We start from the raw sequence: 20952 nt of genomic DNA, 5'->3' as shown, positions 1-20952 counted from the left end.
TTCAGCGGACTATAGGGGCATGGCGGGGGGACTGAAAAACGATGGAATCCGGGTCTGAGTAACGTTTTTTTTAATGGCAGGATGCCGAGCGGGCGCGGAAGCCGCCCGGCACCCTGCCGGCTTCACGCCAGGTTGCGTTTCAGCTCGGCAATATGCTCCGGGCCGATGCCACAGCAGCCGCCGATCATGCTGGCACCCCGCGCGCGCCAGTCGTTGGCCCATGCCAGGTACCCCGGCGGGTCCAGGTCTTCGCGCAGCTCATCCAGGCCGTCGTTGGCGGTGGCTTCCTTCGGTTGCGGCGGGAAGGCGTTGGCATAGGCGCCGATGGCGATGTCGGCGTTGTGTCGCTCGATGACCGAGCGCGCTACCTCCAGTGCAGCGCCAATGACCTCGGGCTGGCTGCAGTTGAACAGCACAGCCGCCACCCCCAGGCCGACTACGGCTTCGATGGCATCGGCCACCGGCTCGCCGGAACGCAGGCGTGGCACCTCGTCGACCTCTTCATCCTGCAAGGTGAACGACACCCAGAACGGCCTGCCGTCTGCCGGCAAGTGGCCGTGAATGGCCCGCACCTCGGCAACCGAGCTCTGGGTTTCCGCCAGCCACAGGTCAACATGCGGGGCCAGGCCCTGCAGCAAGGGGGTCAGCACCTCCTCGACACGCTCGGGCTGGAACAGGTCCGGACGATACGAGCCGAACAGTGGCGGCAGCGAACCTGCCACCCTGACCGGGTGCGCACCGGCATCGGCGGCATGTCGCGCCAGCTGGCCGGCGATATTGGCCAGTTGTCGCCCTTCCTTGGCAAAACGCTCTTCGCCGATGTGGAACGGCACCACCGCATAGCTGTTGCTGGTAATGACCTGGGCACCGGCAGCGATGAACGCTGCATGCACGCCAACCACCGCTTCCGGTGCCTCGCTCAGCGCCAGCGCCGACCACTCGGGCTGACGGAACGGCGCCCCGCTGCGCTGCAGTTCACGGCCCATGCCACCGTCGAGAATTACCATTGCTCGCTGTTTCATATAACTACTCTAAAGGTACTTATGAATAAAATTCACTATGTGGGTGACACTTATAACTATTAAATACAGCCTCCTATAATTGGCCAACATTTCAGGTATGTCCATGCGATTTTCTACTGTGCTCGGTGCGGGCCTTGTGCTGCTCGCAACTGCTTCCCAGGCCTTTGCCGGTGCCACGCTGGAGCGGGTTGAATCGCGCAAGGAACTGGTCAACGTCCTGATGGAAAGCTACCCGCCGTTTTCCTTCCTCAATGACCAGAACCAGCTGGACGGTTTCGACGTGGATGTGGCCAAGGCCGTGGCGGACAAGCTGGGCGTCAAGCTGCGCCTGGAAACCCCTTCGTGGGACGTGATCGCCGCTGGCCGCTGGAGCGGCCGCTACGACATCTGCATCTGCTCGATGACCCCGAGCAAGGCCCGCGCCGAAGTGTTCGACTTCCCGGTGGAGTACTACGCATCGCCTGCGGTGATCGTGGTCAACGCCAAAGATGAGCGCATCCATGGCGCCAAGGACCTGGAAGGCCGCAAGGTGGGTTTGACCAGTGCATCGAGCTACGAGAGCTACCTGAACAAGAACCTGGTGATCGAAGGCAACGAAGACAAGAAGCTCGAATACCCCTTCGAGTTCGTGCAGATCGCGCCTTACGACACCGACAACGTTGCCTTCCAGGACCTGGGCCTGGGCGCCGGTGTACGCCTGGATGCCATCCTCACCAACCTGGTTACCGCACAGCCGCGCCTGAACCAGGACAAACGCTTCAAGCTGGCCGGCGCCCCGCTGTATGAAGAGCCGAACTCGGTAGCCATCGAGAAAGGCGACCCCGAGTGGGATGCCAAGGTGCGTCAGGTGTTTGCCGAGTTGAAGGCCGATGGCACCCTGGCCAAGCTGTCGCAGAAATGGATTGGCGCCGATATCAGCAAATGAGCACCTTTCCCCCATCCCCCAAGCCCGTGGTCAAGCCCACGGGCGCCGGCCTGTTCGGCTTTCGCACCCGACTGCTGCTGACCTGGCTGGCGCTGTTCGGCCTGTTCGTCGCGTTTTTCCTCAGCTTCGACCTGAAGTTTTCGATCATCCTGGAGAAGTTTCCCAACCTCGCCGGTTTCAAGCTGGGGCCCAACGGCTTTCTGCAAGGCGCAGCGCTGACCCTGTTCCTGTGCCTGTGCTCGATGGTGGTGTCGGTGCTGTTCGGCTTTGCCGCAGCGCTGGCGCGGTTGTCGAACAGCGCGGTGCTGGTGGGTGTCGCCAGCTTCTACACCTCGTTCTTCCGTGGCACGCCGCTGCTGATCCAGATTCTGCTGATCTACCTGGGGCTACCGCAGCTGGGCCTGGTACCGGGCGCCATCAGCGCCGGTATCATTGCCCTGTCGCTGAACTACGGGGCCTACCTGAGCGAAATCTTCCGGGCCGGCATTCTTGGCGTCGCGCGCGGGCAACGTGAAGCAGCGCTGGCGCTGGGCATGCGCACGCCGCAGATTTTCTGGCATATCGTCCTGCCCCAGGCCATGCGGGTGATCATTCCGCCTACCGCCAACCAGTTCATCTCGATGCTGAAGGACTCATCGCTGATATCGGTGATGGGGGTGTGGGAGGTGATGTTCCTGGCGCAGTCGTACGGGCGGTCGAGCTATCGGTACCTGGAGATGCTGACCACGGCGGCAGTGATCTACTGGGTGCTGTCGATCTTGCTGGAGCTGGTGCAGGCGCGGCTGGAGCGGCATTTTGGCAAGGCTTATCAGCGCTAGGGGCCAGGCTGAGTTGGCAGTGACACTGTGGGAGCGGCTTTAGCCGCGAACACCGGCGCAGCCGGTGCCATGCACCGCGCTGGATTCTTCGCGGCTAAAGCTGCTCCCACAGCGTTACAGCGCCTTCATTTCAGCAATATCCCGCGCCACCTGATCAGCCGATTGATCGAACATCGCCTGCTCCTGCGCATCCAGCGGCAACTCGATTACCCGCGCCAGCCCCTCTTCTGCCAGTACGCAGGGCACCCCCATGGCGATATCCGTGCGCCCGTACTCGCCCTGCAGAATCGCCACCGCCGGCAAGATGCGGTTTCGCCCGTTGGCGATCGCATCGACCATCTGCGCAATCGCCACGCCCGGCGCATCGCAGGCGCTGCCCAGCTTCTTCAACCCCAGAATCTCGCCACCGCCCTTGCGCGTGCGCTCCACGATCTGCTCGATCTGCTCACCGGACAGAAAGTGTGACAGCGGCACCGAACCGATCTGGCAGTAGCGCATCAGCGGCACCATGCTGTCGCCATGCCCGCCCAGTACCAGCGCCGTGATATCCCGGGCGGAAAACCCGGTCTGCTCGGCGATGAAGCACTTCATGCGTGCGGTATCCAGCACACCCGCCTGGCCGAACACCTTGTTGCGCCCCTGCCCGCTCAGGCTCCAGGCGCGATAGGTGAGCACGTCGACCGGGTTGGACACCACCAGCACCGTCGCGGTTGGCGCATGGTGTTTGATGTCGGCCATGATGCCGTCGAGGATGGGCAGGTTGGTACTGAGTACATCCTGCCGCGACTGCCCAGGCTTGCGCGGCACCCCTGCGGTGATGACCACCAGCTCGGAGCCCTGCAGCATTTCGGCCTTGGCCCCGCCGTGAACCCGGGTATCGGAACCCGACTCGACTGCCGCCTGCCACACGTCCAGCGCCTTGCCTTGCGCCATCTCGCCCTGCACATCCATCAACACCAGCTCACGGCACAACTCTTCCCGAGCGATGATCTGCGCCGCCGCCTCGCCGACCATGCCGGCACCCACGATTGTCAGTTTGTTCACGTGACACCTCCCAGCGGCGCGCGCCACCAGGAACACGCCTGCAATACACAGAAGTATCGCCTGCTGAGGCGAAAAGGCCACACAAAGGCAAATGGAAGCGGTACGCGTACCCTGTGGGAGCGGCTTTAGCCGCGAAGAATCCAACGCGTTGCCTGGCACCGGCTGCGCCGGTGTTCGCGGCTAAAGCCGCTCCCACAGAGTCCCCGCTAATTCAACTGATCGTGTCCTTGCACGGCGATTTCCCATCTGGCAAGGTTGCCATCAGAACGCCCACCGATTGACCAGCGGTGCCTCACATCAAAGGAAACCTGACCTGTCGCTGCAACCCTCCGTTCGACGTGATCTGCTGATTCTGTGGCTTTCCATTGCCGCCGTTGCGCTGGTGCTGGGATGGCTGCTGCTGGTCATCAGCCGCCAAGGCGCCGGCCCGCAGATTGCGCAGGCGCGCCAACTTACCTCGACCAGTTGCCAGGCGCTGCTGGCAGGTGCAGCACGCGTTCGCCAGCAACTTCCGTCTGCGCAAGATCAACCCTCCCTCATGCCCCCCGCTGCCGCACAGGCGGTGCTTGATTTGGCACTGCGCGACCAGCCGGGCATGGAGGGCGGCTTCTGGCGAGCGGATGCGGGCGTGGTGGCCTACGCGTTCCCAACCTACGACGGCACGGGAATCAAGCGCGATCCGCCGAGTGCCGAGTTGGAGCGCATTGCCTCCACGGCCCAACGCGCGCAGGATTCCGCAAGCCTCGTGGCAGACGTGCGACCAGGTTTACGCGAAGCCGTGGCTTTCGCCGCATGCCCTGTGGAGAGCGCTGACCGGCAGCTGATCGCCTGGACCCTGATGCGCGTGCCGCTTTTGGCCACAGAAACAGTCAACACCTTGATCCTCGCGGTGAGCCTGCTGCTGGCGCTGGTCGTGGTCTCCGGCGCATGGCTGGGCTGGATGATTTCGCGTTGGCAGCGCCAGTCCGCCCATCTGCGCAAGCAACTGGCCCAGTCCGAACGCCTGGCCACGTTGGGGCGTGTTTCCGCCGGGCTCGCGCACGAGATCCGCAACCCTTTGGGCACGATGCGCATGAAGGTGGAGAACGCGATGGCTGCCCCGGCCGACCGGCGCGAAGCACGTGTGGCTGGCGCCCTGGAGGCGGTACTGTCGCAAACGGCACGCCTGGAGACGCTGGTGTCGAGCCTGTTGGCGTTGACCCAACCGTTCCACGCCGAGCGCCAGGCGGTTGACCTGCAGGCATGGCTGGAGGAACGGCGCAATGCCCACGCCGAAGCGGCGCAAAAGAAAGGCGTACGAATCACACTGGCGGTTGAACCGGGGCTGACCGCCAGCGCGAAGGAGGTTGCGCTGTTCGACCCAGCACAAATGGCGCGGGTCTTTGACAACCTGCTGCTCAATGCGCTGGCGCACACGGAAGAACGCGGTGAAATCGAACTTGGTGCGCATCGCACGCGCCGTGGCGCATTGCTGTTGTGGGTGGCGGACGATGGCTGCGGCATTCCGGCCGACTTGCGCGATACACTGTTCGAACCGTTCTCCACCACCCGCGCAGGCGGTACCGGCCTGGGACTGGCGCTGGTGCGCGAGATCGTGCAGGGTCACGGCGGGCGGGTCGGTCTCGCCGAGTCGGCCAAGGGAACGCGTATAGAGATGGAGCTACCGTGGCCAGAATCCTGATCGTCGACGATGACGCCGCGTTCCGCGACAGCCTTGCAGAAATGCTGCAAGACCTGGGGCATGCGGTGCTGCAGGCTGAAACCACCGATGCAGGCCTGCACCGACTGCGCACCGAGGCCGTGGATGCGGCCATCGTCGATCTGCGCCTGCCGGGCGAGGATGGCCTGGTGTTCCTGCGCCGCGCGGCGCGCATCTCGCAGGTGCCCTGCATCATGCTCACCGCCTATGCGAGTGGCGGCAACACCATCGAGGCGATGAGCCTGGGCGCGTTTGACCACCTGACCAAGCCCGTGACCAGGGCCGCCCTGCTCGAAACGCTCGAACGGGCCCTGCGGCGAGCAGCCCACACCCCGGACAGGCCCCAGGCGGCCGGGGCCTCAGCTGCCGCAAGAGAACCCGTGGATGAAACCGAACTGGTCAGCAGCAGCGAGGCCATGCGCCAGGTCTTCAAGCGCATCGGGCTGGCCGCGAACTCCGATGCCACCGCCTTGATCCTCGGCGAGACGGGCACCGGCAAGGAACTGGTGGCGCGCGCCCTGCATCGCAACAGCGGCAGAGCCAGCGGCCCCTTCGTTGCAGTGAACTGCGCCGCGATCCCGGCCGACCTGATGGAAAGCGAGCTGTTCGGGCATGTCAAAGGCGCGTTCACCGGTGCCGTCAATGACCGCACCGGGCGCTTTCGTGAGGCCGATGGCGGCACCCTGTTCCTCGACGAAATAGGCGATATGCCGCTGGCCACGCAGGCGAAGATTCTGCGGGTGCTGCAGGAACGCGAGATCACCCCCGTGGGCGCCAACCGCGTCCAGCCGGTGAACGTGCGCATCATCGTGGCCACCCACCGAGACCTGCCCAGCGCGGTCAAAGAGGGGCGCTTCCGCGAAGACCTGTGGTACCGCCTGCAGGTAGTGCCCCTGTGGCTGCCGCCGCTGCGTGAGCGCCTGGGCGACGTGTTGCTGCTGGCCGAACACTTTCTACGCCTGCTGGGCGGCGACTCGCCCAAGCGCTTGAGCGCGGCGGCAGCCCGCTTACTGCTGGCCCATCCCTGGCCTGGCAACGTGCGCGAACTGCGCAACGCCATGGAGCGCGCGGCCATCCTCAGCCACGGCCCGGTCATCGATGTCGAACACATCGGGTTGCAGCCAGCGGCTGCGCTCACCCCGGGCCTGGACATCGACTGGGAAGGCCCCATGGCACAGGCCGTTGCCCGCCTGGAGCGCGAAATGATCGTCCGCGCCCTGGCTGCGACGGCAGGCAACCGCGCAGAGGCGGCGCGGCGCCTCGGGCTGTCTCGCCAGCAGCTCTACCGCAAGCTGGCCGAGTTCAATCTGGACTAACCCCTTCGCACGCAAACCGGTGTCCGATTCCGTGACACCCTGGCGTCACGGAATCGGACGGCACATCCGCCAGAAAGATCATAACTAATTGATTTAATTGTAAATATTTTTTGGCATGGTGCTTGCCCTACAGGTTGGGTGTTTCCCCAACCCAAGGAGCTTTTCCCATGTCTACGTATTTCATCGCCACGGCTGTTGCGCTGGCATTCGGCCTGGGTAGCCTCAGCGCACATGCCATGCCGCCCGCCGCCCCCCACCTCCCTCCGGCACCGCATCAGGGAGTGGACGCCCCTGGCCTGATGGGCCAGTCCACTGTGGAAGGCCAAGTGCAGCGGATGCTCATCAATCCCTACGGTGAGGTCGACGGCCTGCGCCTGAGCGACGGAACCATTGCCAAGTTTCCACCGCACATGGCCGATGCGCTCACGGCCACGGTCAAGGTGGGGGACGCCGTTCGCATCATCGGGCGGGCGGAGACACAAGGCACGGTCAGGGCCGACGCCATCATCCACGCCGACAGCGGGCGCACCGTGTACGACCAACCGCCGCCAGTTGGCGAAGGCCGAGTGCTGCCGCCACACCTGCGCGCCCAGCGTCTGCAGCCCCAGCAGGTGGAAGGCCATGTGGACACCGTGCTCACTGGCCCACGGGGCGAGGCCAACGGCGTCATCCTGAGCGATGGCAGCATCGTTCGTTTTCCGCCAGAGAGCCTGCGTCTTTCCGTGCAGGCGGGCGCACCGTTCGCGGCCACCGGGCTGGGCACGCGCAATGCGTTTGGCACCGCTTTGGAAGCGGTCAGCATGGGCACCACGTTATCCACCCTGCAGCCGCTCTACGACCGCGCGCCATAAGGGAATGCCGCTATGCACCCGGCAACACCTTCCATACCCCCGACGCATGCCAGCTCACGGCGCTGGCTGTCCGGCCTCAACTTCTTCCTGGCCGACGTCCGTGATGGCCTGGGCCCCTTCCTCGGCGTGTTTCTGGCCAGCCAGGGCTGGCGCGCCGATGACATCGGCTACGTGATGGCCGCCGGCGGCATCGCAGGCATGCTGGCGACCACGCCGATGGGCGCCTGGATCGACGCTTCGCGCCACAAGCGACTTGTTCTGGCAAGCGGCACCCTTGCACTCATTCTCGCCACGGCAGCGCTATGGACGGCGCCATCGTTCGGCGTCGTCATCGCCTCCCAGGTGGTGACGGGTGCTGTGGGCGCATTGATGGGCGCCGGCATCATGGGCATCACCTTGGGCATCGTTGATCAGAGAGACTTGTCTCGGCAGCTCGGCATCAACGAGGCCTGGAACCATGCCGGCAACGTGGTCGCGGCTGCATTGGCCGGGCTGGCAGGCTACCGCTGGGGGCTGTCAGCCGTCTTCGTGCTGATGACCCTGATGGCATGCGCAGCCCTTGCATGCTTGCGCAAGATCAACCCACAGGACATCAACCATGAGCGGGCCCGCGGTGGTGGCCTCACCGGCAACCTGCCTGCGCAAGGTAGCAGCCCCTCGCCTTCCCTGGTGCGGGTTTTGACGGACTCGCGCGAGCTGTGCCTGCTCGCGATCACCATGCTGCTGTTCCACCTGGGCAATGCCGCGATGCTGCCCTTGCTGGCGCAGTCGGTCGTCACGCGTGGGCTGGCCGACCCCAGCGTCTTCACGGCATCGACCGTCATCGTGGCGCAGCTGGTGATGATTCCTGTGGCACTTTGGGCCGGGAGGTATGCCTCTCGGCACGGGTATCGGGCACTGATCATTACCGCCCTGTTGGCCTTGCCCTTGCGAGGGCTGATCGCCGGTTTCTGGGAGTCGCCGTGGGCACTGATTCCGGTACAGGCCCTTGACGGCATCGGGGCGGGTCTACTGGGGGTCGCCTTGCCTGGGCTTGTCGCTTGCATCCTGCGCGGCACTGGGCACGTCAATGCAGGGCTTGGTGCAGTGATGACGATCCAGGGGATAGGCGCGGCCATGAGCCACGCACTTGCCGGTTGGGTCGCGCAACATTTCGGCTATGGCGCAGCCTTCGTCGTTCTGGGTATCGTGGCTGCAATCGGACTACTCACCTATCAGACAGGCCTTCGCAAGGGACATCCAAGTCGGCAACAGTCAGCTCAGCCCAATCACTTTGACAAGATATAGCGTGCTGCACGCCCCCCAAAGGCCGGCACGGCCATGCCGCGCCAAGTCATTCATTCACCTGAGTAAACTGCATGCCCGTATTTGATCCATCCTCGCTCATCTGGACCGTCGCCGCCGTGGCGACCGGCGGGGTAATCCTGCGCCCCTGGCGGGTGCCGGAGTATATCTGGGCGGTCGGCGCCGCTTTGTTGCTGACCGTGTTTGGCCTGGTGCCACTACACACAGCCCTCGCCGCTGTCGCCGAGGGTGGCGATGTGTACTTGTTTCTGATCGGTATGATGGTGCTGGCCGAACTGGCACGCCAGGAAGGGCTGTTCGACTGGCTGGCCATGTACGCGGTGCAGCATGCCCGGGGCTCCGGCCAGCGCCTGTTCGACCTGGTATTCCTGGTGGGGGTACTGGTAACGGTGTTCCTCTCCAACGATGCCACGGCTGTGGTGCTGACCCCAGCGGTGTACGCCGCCTGCAGGGCGGCCAAGGCCGAGCCGCTGCCCTATCTGTTCATCTGTGCCTTCATCGCCAATGCCGCCAGTTTTGTCCTGCCCATTTCCAACCCGGCCAACCTGGTAGTGTTCGGCAGCCAGATGCCGCCGTTGCTGGAGTGGCTGCGGCAATTCACCTTGCCATCGCTGGCCGCCATCGGCCTGACCTACCTGGTACTTCGGCTGGCCCAGCGCAAGCAGATCCGCCAGCCCCTGGCAACGGCCATTGACGTGCAACCGCTGTCCAGCGGTGCACGCTTGTGCGCGCTGGGTATCGTGCTGACAGGTGTACTGTTGCTGCTGACCTCCGCCCTGGACCGGCAGCTCGGCTTACCCACCTTCTGCGCCGGCATCGCCACGGCCGGGCTGATCCACCTGCGCCAACGGCGCAACCCGATGCCGGTGCTCAAAGGCGTGGCATGGGGCGTACTGCCGTTGGTGGCGGGCCTGTTCGTGCTGGTGGAAGCAGTGGCACAGACGGGTGTGATCGAGCATCTGGCCCATGGCTTGGCCGCGCTGGCGCGCAGCTCCGAGCACCAGGCGAGCTGGAGCGCCGGCGTGGTCGCGGCGATCGCCGGTAACCTGATGAACAACCTGCCGACCGGCCTGATCGCAGGCTCCGTTGGCCATATTGTCGACTTACCCGCGAGAACCACTGCGGCGCTGCTGATTGGCGTCGACCTCGGGCCGAACCTGTCGATTACCGGCTCCCTGGCCACTTTGCTCTGGCTGGTTGCCGTTCGCCGTGAAGGCGAACACGTCGGTGCCTTGGACTTCCTGCGCCTGGGGGCGCTGGTAATGCCGCCTGCCTTGATCGGGGCGTTGGGGTTGCTTCATTTGTGAAGCGCTCGCAAGCGGTCCGCGTACCGTGTGGGAGCGGGCGTGCCCGCGAAAAATCCAACGCGGTGCCTGGCACCGGCTGCGCCGGTGTTCGCGGCGGTTCGACGCCTCGACACGCCCGCTCCCACTAGGTCACTGCCAACTCAATGAGTTATGTGTTGTGGAGATCGTTGGAGGCGCCGGGCAATTTACGCCTTGAACAAACGCTCGGCGATGAAGTCGACGAACACACGGATCTTCGGCGACAGGTGGCGGCTCGATTGCCACAGTGCCCAGAACTGGCCCTGGTCGGAGGTATGCGCATCAAGCAGGCTTTCCAGTGCGCCAGTCCTGACCGATTCACGTACCAGAAAGTCCGGCATGTAGGCGATACCATGGCCGTCCACCGCAGCCATCAGCATTGCCTCCATGTTGTTCAGCGTCAGCACCGTGGGTAAGCGCAACTGGGTAATCTCGGGATCGGCGCCGAGGCTCCAGTCCATGATCTTGCCGGTCGTGACGAAGCGATAGCGCAGGCAGTCGTGTCGCTCCAGGTCGGCTAGCGTCTGGGGCCGCCCCTTGCGTGCCAGGTAGGTAGGCGCTGCGCACAGGACAAAGCGGAACGGCCCGAGCTTGCGCGACATCAATTTTGAATCGGCTAGCCCACCACTGCGGATCACCACATCGAAGCCATCGTCGATCAGGTCGACCAGGTGGTCGTTGAAGTCCATTTCCAGTTCGATTTCAGGGTATGCCTTGCGAAAAGCCGGCATCAACGGCAGCAGAAAACGGTAGCCGATGGTCGGGAGGCTGACCCGCAAGCGACCACGCGGGGCCTGTATCGCATGGGACAGCATGGCCTCCGCATCCTGCAGGTCGTCGAGGATGCGCCGGCAGCGCTCATAGAACAGTTGGCCTTCCGCCGTCAGGCTGACCTTGCGCGTACTGCGCTGGAACAGCCGCACCTTCAACGAACTCTCCAGGCGGGCAACGTTCTTGCCGACCGCCGATGCGGAAATACCCATCGCCCGCGCCGCGCTGACGAAGCTCAACGACTCGGCGGTTTTCACGAAGGCGAGGATGCCGTTCAGGCTTTCCATGGCATTACTTCCCTTTTGTCCATTATGAGTGGAGTTCCAGCCTGTTTATCCAACATTGCGGCCACTATAGATTTAACGCACACGGAGCTACAACAGGAGGGATAGCGCAATGGATCAGGCTACTGATCACACCCCGCACGCGGGCCGTTACTATGTTCTGGCAGCCATCTGCCTGGCCGCCCTGGTGCTGCCGCTGAGTTTCACCGGTGGCGCCGTGGCCACGCCGGCCATCGGCAAGGCCTTCGATGCCGAGCCGTCCTCGCTTACCTGGATCACCAACGCCTTCATGCTCAGTTTCGGCAGCCTGCTGATGGCAGCCGGAACCCTGTCGGACATTTACGGGCGAAAGCGCCTGTTCACGCTGGGCCTGGCCCTGTTCGTCATCGTCAGCATCCTGCTGGCGAACGTCTACAGCATCGTCTGGCTTGATGCCCTACGGGCGGTGCAAGGCGTTGCCGCCGCCGCTGCCCTGGCCAGCGGTTCCGCCGCCTTGGCCCAAGAGTTCGAGGACCAGGCCCGCACGCGCGCGTTCAGCCTGCTTGGCACCACGTTCGGGCTGGGCCTGGCGTTCGGACCGATGGTCAGCGGCCTGCTGATCGAACAGTTCGGCTGGCGCTCGATCTTCGTCAGCACCGCGGTCCTTGCTGCGATCTCGCTGCTGGCGGCGTTGTCACGGATGCGCGAAAGTTATAACCCCAAAGCGCCCAAGCTGGACCTGCCCGGTGTGCTTGCCTTCTCGAGCATGCTCGCACTGTTTACCACTGCGATCATCCTGGGGCCGCAGGCCGGCTGGCGCTCCCCGCTGATCCTGGGCCTGTTCGGCGGCGCGGCACTGAGCTTGCTGGCGTTCGTGACCATCGAGCTGCGCGCCAGGCAGCCGATGCTTGAGCTGAGCCTGCTGAAATACCCGCGCTTTGTCGGGGTGCAGATTCTGCCGATCGGCACCTGTTATTGCTACATCGTGCTGATCGTACTGCTTCCGTTTCGCTTGATCGGCGTAGAAGGCATCGCCCCGATGCACAGCGGCCTGATCATGCTGGCACTGTCGGCGCCGATGCTGGTGGTCCCGCTGCTGGCCGCCTGGTTGACCCGCTGGGTAAGTGCTGGCGTGCTGTCGGCTGCAGGCTTCCTGGTGGCGGCTGCGGGGTTGTACCTGTTGGCCCATGCCGCTATTGGCGATTACCAGCAACTGGTGCTGGCAATGCTGGTGATTGGTATCGGCACCGGTTTCCCTTGGGGCCTGATGGACGGGCTGGCGGTTAGCGTGATCCCCAAAGAGCAAGCAGGCATGGCCGCCGGCATCTTCAACACCACCCGGGTAGCGGGCGAAGGTGTCGCCCTGGCGATCACCATCGCCCTGCTCACCGCGTTGGTAGGTAACAGTCTCGGGCGCGTACTGCCTGCCGACGATTACAGCGAACTGGCGCAGCGCCTGGTGATGGGCGACCTGAGCCAGCTTCAGGGCGTTGACCCCATGCTGCTGCAGGCCGCGTATCTGGACGGCTTCGGCACCTTGGTGCTGGTGCTGATCGGCTTCACCGTGTTGTCGGCTGGTGCGGCGTTCTTCTTGCTTGGGCAAGACGAGCAGGCAAGGCGTGCCAAAGCGCCTCACAGCAGCCTGCCAGCCTCCGATTCGGTACGGGGCTGACGACGGCATGGCGATTACACGCAACAACGGGATCTTGCCTAACGCTCAGGGGCCTGGCTGCTTCGCTCCATCACCTTCCCACACTGCTCACTGGCCAAACGGCTGATGATCCGGATCGCCTGATGGATACCGGCCGTGTTGCGAAAAGCTCAGGCGCGGGTTGTGTTCGCATTCCAGCATTTCGCCGTGCTGGAGGGACTAGCGCGGTCCCTGTAGGAGCTGGCTTGCCTGCGATGGGCTGCGCAGCAGCCCCATAACCCTACCCGACAGGAATACACCACCAGGAGGCCTTTAGCAGAGGGCCAGCCGCAAGGGTGATATCTGGCCCGCCATTCATCAATGATCTTGCCTAACGCTCAGGGTCCTGGCCGCTTCGTTCCATGACCTTTCCACACTGCTCACTGGCCAAACGGCTGATGATCCGGATCGCCTGATGGATACCGGCCGTGTTGCGAAAACTCAGGCGCGGGTTGTGTTCGCACTCCAGCATTTCGTCGTGCTGGAGGGACTAGCGCGGTCCCTGTAGGAGCTGGCTTGCCTGCGATGGGCTGCGCAGCAGCCCCATAACCCTACCCGACAGGAATACACCACCAGGAGGCCTTTAGCAGAGGGCCAGCCGCAAGGGTGATATCTGGCCCGCCATTCATCAATGATCCTGCCTAACCAACAGGGTCCTGGCCGTTTCGCTCCATCACCTTCCCACACTGCTCACTGGCCAAACGACTGATGATCCGGATCGCCTGATGGATACCGGCCGTGTTACGAAAACTCAGGCGGGGGTTGTGTTCGCACTCCAGCATTTCGTCGTGCTGGACCAGGGCCTCGCCTAGCAGTTCGAGAGTCCAGGCGTAGCTTTGGATGGTGGATAGGCGTTCTTGGTCAGTCATGGCGTGCCTCCCTTGCTGCAGAGACAAAGCGAGATTGACTGGGGGTGAGATCGTTGAAGGCCGCCGAGGTACGACGGTGGAGAACGGATACGAGGATCTTTAGCGGATTTACGGTGGTCATGCATGAGTTCCTTTCGTGATGGAACTGCCACCGCTCGCGGCCAAGCAAGTTAAGGTGGCAGCAGTACGCGGGTTGGCCGACCGGGACGAAAGGAGCCCGGCACACCCGAAGGTGTCCCGCGCACCACCGCCATGACGCGACATCGCGGGCACAAAAAAAGCGCCTGCGATGAAGACTGGGCGCTGATGCGCCTTTCGATTCCGACCGGCCAAGGTCGCATCACCGATGCTTCGGTGACGGGGAGACTTTATTCCCGAGTGGCTGTTTTCGCAAGTTTCCAAGAGTCGGAAAGGCCTGCGCGTTTCGTAGGAAGATGGCCATCAGGGACCCTTAGGCTCTGTACGATAAGAAATGTCGCAAACACCGCATGGAACAAGCCAGCGAGACCATGGCGAAATAGCTTTTCACTAGCTTGTCGAAGCGTGTCACGATGCGGTGGTTCTCTTTCAGCCAGCCAAACATGCGTTCGATGATATTGCGCTGTCGGTACTTGGGCCGATCAAACAGCCTGGGTAAGCCAGGCTTGGGTTTGCGCTTCATCGAGCGCATCGGGATGACGGGTTGCATTCGATACTGGTCGCAGTAGCGCCGGAGCGCTTCGGCGTCATAGCCCTTGTCGGCAAACAACCATTTGCAGCGTTTACGCGGGCGGCCACGTTGGCTCGAGGGAATGCAGATTTCATCCAACAGGGGTTGGGTGTAGCTGATGTCACTGGCTTGACCACCAGAGAGGAGGAAGCGCAACGGTGTCCCGTTGGCGTCGCAGAGCATGTGGACTTTGGTTTTCAGGCCACCACGACTGCGGCCTAAAACGTGATCGGCAGGCTCGTCAGGTCCCCTTTTTTCCCGGTGCGGCTCGGGTTATGCGTACAGCGGTTGGGTCGATCCTCCAGGTTTGCAGATCGATTAAGCCTTGCTCATTTAATCTCGGGTGCAAGCGTTTGAGCATCTGATCGAACGTCCCTTGGTTTCGCTAGCCCCGAAACCGTTTATACACCGTTGACCACAGGCCAAATCGCTCCCGCATATCTCGCCACGCAGTACCCAAGCAGAGCACCCAGAGCACGCCATCGAGCATCAGCCGATCACTCAGGTGGGGCCGCCCCCGACCATGGGTTTCAGTGAAGAGATCGGCAACCGCAGTCCAGGCATCATCCGAGAGTTCGTAACGCTTTGCCATCACAGAATTCCTTTCCATTGATGGCGAGGGACTCTACAAAATCTCAGCGGTCGAGGGGCCGCGATTCGGTTTCGCGGGATTTCGTACAGAGCATAGGGCGCGAGGCCCGAAACTGCGAACCCCAAGCATTTTACACATCAACTCCAAGCACTCCCTTTTGCCCGCCTAAGACCATGACTTTCCTATGAATGAAACGGACAGCTGCCGGTCTTTGAGACGGACGGTACAAGCTTTTGATCTCCCCCTCCCGAATGGCTCAATCGAGCGACGCCAACTACCCAGACTACGTTACACGATAAAAAGTAAATCCTTGAACCATTTACCAGTTGCAACCATCAACTTCATAAAGACATGAAGCTCAGTTAATAGACAAAGCAAAATGCATTGCTACATCTTAACCAAACAGCCAACCCAAAACTATTTTTTGCTAAAAATCGATGTCATCGCTCTCCCTTTCGAATACAGCGACATGATTTCTATGGAATTGTTCAACTCCATAGCGCCTTAATTTATCCAACCACTCTTCCGCCACTGTCCTAGCCACCCCTAGCGCGATGGCAGCCTCGCGCAACAATGAAAACTCTGTTCTCAAGGTAGTTGGCATAATTCCCGGATCATCGGTATTGACCAAAACCCTAATCGCCCCACGCCGCAAACCAAATTTGTTATACCTACCGCCAGTTTCTAGCACTGACTCATCTGGCGGACTCCAGCGAAAGATCGGGTGCTCGCTATGGCTCTCAAGTCGAGCTATGTAAACATTCGACGTAGGATTGGTCTCGATGATCAGCCCCATCTGGTCATATTGATCTAGCAGGTAATCCTGCAGGGCATGCATGAATTCTAATTCCGGGACCGTATCTACGTCATCGATAATTTCACGCACCGGGTTGGCATGCTCTCCATATAGCGCCTGCCCGTCCCACTCACTGCCTATTCTTATTACCACCAATGGAAGCTTGCTCGATGCCGCCAAATGTTGGTGGCGGTAACGGTAAATACGCGCCGCTGTATCTGACAGTCTGTTTATCATTACGGCATCCGGCACCGCGCACAGTTCCCGCTCACTTCTTGGCTCATCATCGTGCAGTTTTTGCCAAAGATGGTGACAGTTACGGCGTAGGCACCAGGCACGATAAAGCTCCGAAGGAGGCACCGACTCTAGACGAGCCCGTGGCTTCCCGTCTACTTGGTAATTTCTATCCAGTTCAGGTGGCTCAAGCCAAAGTGTGAAGGGGAAGATACGCGCAATACGACGCTCAATGATAGGCAGCACCTGTTGTGCCAGAGGCAAACGGCCACTGAGTGTCGTGGCGTAGTGCCAAAGCCAAACCAGATTGTCCAGATGCTCATCTAGAGGGAGCATCATCTCGCCCTGTCGCTCAACCCACTGTGCAGGTTCAATCCCAAGAGCTAGGGCATGCCCTAGTCGGTCACCATCGCGCATTTCACAAAAGCGTACCGTTTCGTCGACATGACGCATACCAGACAAAGGATGTGCGTAGTCCTCGCCTGCGTGGATGCTCAGATGAAAGCCACTGCTGGCGTGCTCGCCGTCGGGGCGCGACACAAAACCCCGACGCAACCAGCGCAACATAGGCGCAAACCACTCGATACGTAGGTCATTTTCGTCACCAGCCACGTCTAATCCGCGAAACCAGCGTGCGGGCTGGAAACGGAAATTTTGATTTAGGCGGCCGCCCAGAAACTCTGGTTGGTTCCAACCCGACTGCCGAGACAAACTAGCAAGCAATTCATCAGCTATTTTCCAGTGCTTTTCCAAATCTGCTCTCGGTTCTTTACCGAAAGCCCGCTTTTGCCCTTGAGAGCGAGAGAAATGGCCACAGAACTGCCAGCGCTCCAACGACTGCAGGTACGGCCCAGTGGCCCCCTCGATGCTGACCTCATGCTCACCAAAAATATAAGGTGGCATGGCTCCATGCTGCTTGCTCTGTCTGGCAACTGCAGCGGAAAGCTTGGCTACGGCCTTCGGAGAAAATGCCCCCGGCATCGCTTTGACCTCCGCCACATCCCCCTTCGCCACCAGTAGCCGGCGCACATTTTCATGCAAGTCAGGCCGGACGCCGCGCCTCAAAGGGGCCTGAAAATAGTGTTCAACGAAACGAGTTAAGCCTTGGCCATCCATGATCAGCCGTCGACGCAAATCATTGAGCGTCTGCAGCCAGCACAGAACAGCAACACGCCACTGCGGAACGAGCTGGGCGTCACGATACAAGCTGCAGAGGTATAGCTGCAGCCAGAGCCAGCGGTTGGCACAACCGCGAATCATGGCCTGGGCAAATTGGCTACATACCCATAAAGGAGACCCCACTGGTGCCGAAGTCTGGCTCGCTGCCAACAGCGTCCAATCTGGCAGCCTCTCTTGGTTCGCCATCGGGTCATTAAGTAGCGCTGAAATCTCCACCGGCCAACCTTCTCGATGTGGGGATTCCAACAAAAGTATCAGTAGCTGTCGCATACGCTTCAGCTGCGTGACCCAATCGGACTGTTTGTTTCTTGCCCAGCTTAAACCTTCAGGTTTCAGCAAACAGTCACCCAGAACGAGACTATCGGCGGCAATCCCCCCCAGGTGGACATGGCCTTCGGCATGCGGCAAAGCTAGGTTGGGCGGGGGTGCAAAGAAGGGAGCCTGCGCTGATACGACGCGGCATATGTCTCTCCCCTGTGTGGGTGAACTCTCCCTCAGCCAGCCACTCAGATGCCATGCCACCAGCAGCGTCGGGTCCAGCTCCGCCGCTAGTCGTGCATAGGCTTGGACCTCGGCCTCGCGATAGCAAATCATGTCACCATTGCGGAGCATCAGTTGGCCGAACAAGCCGTCAAGCCAGGGCAACTCCGGCCCGACAAACAGCCTCGCATCACACATTCGGTCCATAAGTCGGCGCACATCGTTCAGGCGATAACGGCCGGGATAGCGCGTGTCCAGCGTGTCCACTAGCAGCTGATAGCAGTCATTTTGCAATCCATGCCATCGGTCTTGTGCTATGCCCTGCTGTGGAGTGACCAACTCAGTCCACAATCGTACCGCGAGCCGCTCGCTTCCATAGAAGCCGCCGGTGGCATTTTCGGTAAGAGAACGGTTCAACATCAGCTTTGATTATCCTGCAAGACTTTGTGCACCTTCTCCAGTGACCTCAGTTCACTGGCATTAGGATATTGCTGAGTCATTTCAGAAATGACATTCCGGCGTTCGTCCTCCGTTCTTTCACGCAACACTTTCTCTAGAAATTTCAGAGTCAGGCGCTCTGGCGGCTCGACGCCCAACTGACCACACAGCCATTCTTTTGCACTAATTTTCCTGGACTCTTTGGGCCACGAAATTTCTAAAATTTCATCTAGCCAAAGTCTGATTGGATGATCTGCAAGGAAATAACTTGCTGTGCGGGTGCTGGCACCATATTCGCGCTTAGCAATCGAATCGGGAGTATCTTGACCTCGCTGACCTTTGGTCGGCGCAAAAGGCAACACATTCACCTTAAAATGGTCATTTTGTTCGAAATTGTGCGGCGAGTTCAGATTGACGGTAGCAACTACATCCGGCAGACCAAATAACCGTCCCTTTTCAAAGCTGCCAAAAGCCGACCAAGTGGCGTAGAACACCATACCCACCTTATCCAGTGCAGTACTGATGTCCTTCATGCCGTTTGGCACATTCCTAAATCCGGCGATCTGGCTGAAAACCTTGTTGAACACCTTATAAACCAGCCACGGCGAGAACCGCACCTGATCAAGTTGATGGCGGGCGCGCCATTTCGCAATTTCTTTTTGTAACTGTTCGAGCTGCGGATTCAATCCCTCCAACACATCATCCAATCCGCTCTCCATAGGTTCATCATCCTCATCGAAGCCTAAGCTGAGGGTTTTAGTAGGTGCCAAGGCGCTAGTGGAATGGAACGGTGCGTCCTGTACAATATCTTGAAGGATTTGCAAACTAACCGGTCCGACAAGGCTAGTAATCAGCAATTCGAAAACACGACCAATATTCAGCATCATGCTGCGCTTAGCATTTGTGTAATAGTTATGCTGGGTCAGTAGTGACAGTAAAAAAACTGGCTTTACTTTTCACCTCATCAGCTGCCTGGACGCCGGAAATCACCTCCCAATATTTCCAATCCTTTGCCGAGTTTATACCGACCTCAGGCACTGGATATGAAAGCAACGCTTTGTGGGAGTCTAGTCTGGACAGCCAGCTGTCTGGCAATCTATCACCCAAGTGCGCTTTCCATTCAGAAAAGTCTATAACCTTGACAAACTGCTCCAACCCAGTCGCATCATGCTGCAGCGGCTGAAAGAGTGGAGTATCAAAAATACTACCCCTGCGCTCCTCTTCGCCACTATTCGCCAACCCCTGCCAGTACTGATAGGCTTGGAGTACCAAATATACGGCGCCAGCCTGCGGCTCGTATTGGAAATAATCACTCAGGGTGCGTTCCCAACTGGCGGACACCGTTTGATCCAGTGCGCCGATTAGAAGACCTGCCTGTTCACGAGGCTGCTCTGCAAATATTCTGTATGCCGGGCCGAACTCCCTCTTCTTTTCCCTATTTAGTCTTTGGTGCTCGGCATGAAACTCTTTAATCAAATCTGGATGTACAGTTGGCATCTGCCAGACACGCATTACCTGCAAGGGGTTCTCTGCCGAGCGGATAGCTTGTGGCAGAACTTGTATAAGGTCTGAGCAGCTATTTACAAGCTGGGTCAAAGCTCGCAACGACGGGATGGGCAGAGTCAGGTCGCTGCCTTCGCGGCCATTGACGGGTCCAGTCAGGAAGATGTTCAACCAAGCATGGAAATTGGGCAGGGAAATGATGGCTGGTAAACCCAGAGATATTTCCCGATCATTCAGGTACTTACTCACCGGAGGCATAACCAGCCGGCGTGGCAATGGTAGCACCTTGCGCTGGTACTCGTTGGCAAGTTCAATGGCAGTGTTGTATGCCTGTTCAGTGTTGTGACTTGAGTCTTCGGTTAAACGACCGTGAAAATCACGCCACGTCACTTCACGGTACAGTCCGCGGTCTCCACTGACGATGGGCAACACATAAGGAGTGGTTAGGTAGCGACGAACTATTTCCAGATTTTCAAAGGCTCGATTGAGTGATATATCAACATCATCAATCGGCAGTACCAACAGCTTTTTCCCCAGTAAATTTAGTACCGACCTGAAGAAATCCTGAACCCGATCGGCCAAATGCTTGTTCCCAAAAAGCGCGCGCAGCTTGTCCATTCCGCGCTCCTCTTTTTGCACATCGATACACTCCAGTGCATGAGCAAGCTTGTCCAACGCTTGATTCAACTGCTTGTAACCTTCAGGATTAACACATTGAGACTTCTTTACATCCTCATCCGAAATCACCGCCGCCACTATTATATGTAGAAAAAGTGATTCATGCTCTTCCAGCAAAGTCGGATCAACCGGATCAAGGATATGGATATCCTTCAAGATACTCTCATGTGCACTTTTAAGATACTTACGCAAATTCACCAACACTGAAGTCTTGCCAGTGCCACGCTCGCCATCAATCGATACCGCGTTATGGCTACGAACCTCATTAACCTTCACACTGTCCCTTTGATCACTGGCTGTATGCAGGGCCTTAGTGATGAAACCTGCTAGGCTCTGGTATACAGCCAACGGAAGCAGAGTCCTTTCATCATCTAGGTTGGCGGTTTCGGGGGCGTTGAGCGGAATGTATCGAGCTATTTGAGTAGGTGTGGACATTTCTCGTCTT

Annotated in this window: 15 protein-coding genes and 1 pseudogene; 8 read left to right on the top strand and 8 right to left on the bottom strand. The window is 60.1% G+C overall.

What is annotated here, in order from left to right; all coding sequences use genetic code 11:
• Nucleotides 1–122: 122 nt before the first annotated feature.
• Entirely contained in the window at nucleotides 123–1007 is an 885-nt protein-coding gene (locus tag A4C63_RS01200) for a homocysteine S-methyltransferase family protein (protein ID WP_172827477.1), read from the bottom strand.
• A 118-nt stretch (nucleotides 1008–1125) separates the two neighbouring features.
• Between A4C63_RS01200 and A4C63_RS01195 the strand changes: the two genes are divergently transcribed.
• Both A4C63_RS01195 and A4C63_RS01190 read left to right on the top strand, forming a co-directional pair.
• Entirely contained in the window at nucleotides 1126–1947 is an 822-nt protein-coding gene (locus A4C63_RS01195) for an ABC transporter substrate-binding protein (RefSeq protein WP_063911169.1), read from the top strand.
• Entirely contained in the window at nucleotides 1944–2765 is an 822-nt protein-coding gene (locus A4C63_RS01190; RefSeq protein ID WP_063911168.1) for an amino acid ABC transporter permease, read from the top strand. Before A4C63_RS01195 ends, A4C63_RS01190 begins: the two co-directional genes overlap by 4 nt.
• 114 nt (nucleotides 2766–2879) lie before the next feature.
• Here A4C63_RS01190 and A4C63_RS01185 read toward each other — a convergent pair whose 3' ends face one another.
• The gene (locus A4C63_RS01185; protein WP_063911167.1) at nucleotides 2880–3809 is read right to left on the bottom strand and encodes a malate dehydrogenase; all 930 of its coding nucleotides are present in this window, start codon (nucleotides 3807–3809) and stop codon (nucleotides 2880–2882) included.
• A 277-nt stretch (nucleotides 3810–4086) separates the two neighbouring features.
• Between A4C63_RS01185 and A4C63_RS01180 the strand changes: the two genes are divergently transcribed.
• From A4C63_RS01180 to A4C63_RS01160, 5 genes are all read left to right on the top strand, one after another.
• Entirely contained in the window at nucleotides 4087–5490 is a 1404-nt protein-coding gene (locus A4C63_RS01180) for a PAS domain-containing sensor histidine kinase (protein ID WP_256202880.1), read from the top strand.
• On the top strand, nucleotides 5475–6824 hold the full coding sequence (locus A4C63_RS01175; protein WP_063911166.1) for a sigma-54 dependent transcriptional regulator: 1350 nt from the start codon (nucleotides 5475–5477) through the stop codon (nucleotides 6822–6824). Before A4C63_RS01180 ends, A4C63_RS01175 begins: the two co-directional genes overlap by 16 nt.
• Nucleotides 6825–6991: 167 nt before the next feature.
• Nucleotides 6992–7675, top strand: a complete 684-nt coding sequence (locus tag A4C63_RS01170; RefSeq protein ID WP_063911165.1) for a hypothetical protein — start codon at nucleotides 6992–6994, stop codon at nucleotides 7673–7675.
• Nucleotides 7676–7687: 12 nt separating this feature from the next.
• Complete coding sequence (locus A4C63_RS01165; RefSeq protein ID WP_063911164.1) at nucleotides 7688–8962, top strand: MFS transporter; 1275 nt, start codon at nucleotides 7688–7690, stop codon at nucleotides 8960–8962.
• A 71-nt stretch (nucleotides 8963–9033) separates the two neighbouring features.
• On the top strand, nucleotides 9034–10287 hold the full coding sequence (locus A4C63_RS01160; protein ID WP_063911163.1) for an arsenic transporter: 1254 nt from the start codon (nucleotides 9034–9036) through the stop codon (nucleotides 10285–10287).
• A gap of 185 nt (nucleotides 10288–10472) precedes the next feature.
• Here A4C63_RS01160 and A4C63_RS01155 read toward each other — a convergent pair whose 3' ends face one another.
• Nucleotides 10473–11363: a LysR substrate-binding domain-containing protein gene (locus A4C63_RS01155; RefSeq protein ID WP_015268872.1), complete on the bottom strand. Its 891-nt coding sequence runs from the start codon at nucleotides 11361–11363 to the stop codon at nucleotides 10473–10475.
• 109 nt (nucleotides 11364–11472) lie between these two features.
• On the opposite strand from A4C63_RS01155, the gene A4C63_RS01150 reads away from it, so the two are divergent.
• Complete coding sequence (locus tag A4C63_RS01150) at nucleotides 11473–13011, top strand: MFS transporter (RefSeq protein ID WP_063911162.1); 1539 nt, start codon at nucleotides 11473–11475, stop codon at nucleotides 13009–13011.
• Nucleotides 13012–13670: 659 nt separating this feature from the next.
• On the opposite strand, the gene A4C63_RS01145 is transcribed toward A4C63_RS01150, so the two are convergent.
• The 5 genes and pseudogenes from A4C63_RS01145 to A4C63_RS01120 all read right to left on the bottom strand — a co-directional run bounded on the left by A4C63_RS01145 (nucleotide 13671) and on the right by A4C63_RS01120 (nucleotide 20942).
• Nucleotides 13671–13898 (bottom strand): hypothetical protein, encoded by a 228-nt coding sequence (locus tag A4C63_RS01145; protein ID WP_063911161.1) that lies wholly within the window; start codon nucleotides 13896–13898, stop codon nucleotides 13671–13673.
• Nucleotides 13899–14349: 451 nt separating this feature from the next.
• A pseudogene (locus tag A4C63_RS25150) lies at nucleotides 14350–15199 on the bottom strand (IS5 family transposase).
• A gap of 427 nt (nucleotides 15200–15626) precedes the next feature.
• Nucleotides 15627–18308 carry an antiviral RADAR system adenosine deaminase RdrB gene (rdrB, locus tag A4C63_RS01130; protein WP_063911159.1) on the bottom strand — a complete coding sequence of 894 codons (2682 nt, stop codon included), beginning with the start codon at nucleotides 18306–18308 and terminating at the stop codon, nucleotides 15627–15629.
• Entirely contained in the window at nucleotides 18308–19213 is a 906-nt protein-coding gene (locus tag A4C63_RS01125) for a hypothetical protein (RefSeq protein WP_063911158.1), read from the bottom strand. Before A4C63_RS01125 ends, rdrB begins: the two co-directional genes overlap by 1 nt.
• A gap of 25 nt (nucleotides 19214–19238) precedes the next feature.
• On the bottom strand, nucleotides 19239–20942 hold the full coding sequence (locus A4C63_RS01120) for a hypothetical protein (RefSeq protein ID WP_156510839.1): 1704 nt from the start codon (nucleotides 20940–20942) through the stop codon (nucleotides 19239–19241).
• Nucleotides 20943–20952 lie beyond the last annotated feature (10 nt).

Source organism: Pseudomonas sp. p21 (genome assembly GCF_001642705.1).
Lineage (GTDB): Bacteria > Pseudomonadota > Gammaproteobacteria > Pseudomonadales > Pseudomonadaceae > Aquipseudomonas.
Note: the sequence above shows the minus strand (reverse complement) of the source record. Positions and strands in the feature narration are given on the sequence as shown.

What these genes read in the sequence shown, in the direction of transcription:
- A4C63_RS01200 (WP_172827477.1), bottom strand. Translation starts at nt 1,007, where the DNA reads ATGGTAATTCTCGACGGTGGCATGGGCCGTGAACTGCAGCGCAGCGGG.
- A4C63_RS01195 (WP_063911169.1), top strand. Translation starts at nt 1,126, where the DNA reads ATGCGATTTTCTACTGTGCTCGGTGCGGGCCTTGTGCTGCTCGCAACT.
- A4C63_RS01190 (WP_063911168.1), top strand. Translation starts at nt 1,944, where the DNA reads ATGAGCACCTTTCCCCCATCCCCCAAGCCCGTGGTCAAGCCCACGGGC.
- A4C63_RS01170 (WP_063911165.1), top strand. Translation starts at nt 6,992, where the DNA reads ATGTCTACGTATTTCATCGCCACGGCTGTTGCGCTGGCATTCGGCCTG.
- A4C63_RS01165 (WP_063911164.1), top strand. Translation starts at nt 7,688, where the DNA reads ATGCACCCGGCAACACCTTCCATACCCCCGACGCATGCCAGCTCACGG.
- A4C63_RS01160 (WP_063911163.1), top strand. Translation starts at nt 9,034, where the DNA reads ATGCCCGTATTTGATCCATCCTCGCTCATCTGGACCGTCGCCGCCGTG.
- A4C63_RS01155 (WP_015268872.1), bottom strand. Translation starts at nt 11,363, where the DNA reads ATGGAAAGCCTGAACGGCATCCTCGCCTTCGTGAAAACCGCCGAGTCG.
- A4C63_RS01150 (WP_063911162.1), top strand. Translation starts at nt 11,473, where the DNA reads ATGGATCAGGCTACTGATCACACCCCGCACGCGGGCCGTTACTATGTT.
- A4C63_RS01145 (WP_063911161.1), bottom strand. Translation starts at nt 13,898, where the DNA reads ATGACTGACCAAGAACGCCTATCCACCATCCAAAGCTACGCCTGGACT.
- rdrB (WP_063911159.1), bottom strand. Translation starts at nt 18,308, where the DNA reads ATGTTGAACCGTTCTCTTACCGAAAATGCCACCGGCGGCTTCTATGGA.
- A4C63_RS01125 (WP_063911158.1), bottom strand. Translation starts at nt 19,213, where the DNA reads ATGATGCTGAATATTGGTCGTGTTTTCGAATTGCTGATTACTAGCCTT.
- A4C63_RS01120 (WP_156510839.1), bottom strand. Translation starts at nt 20,942, where the DNA reads ATGTCCACACCTACTCAAATAGCTCGATACATTCCGCTCAACGCCCCC.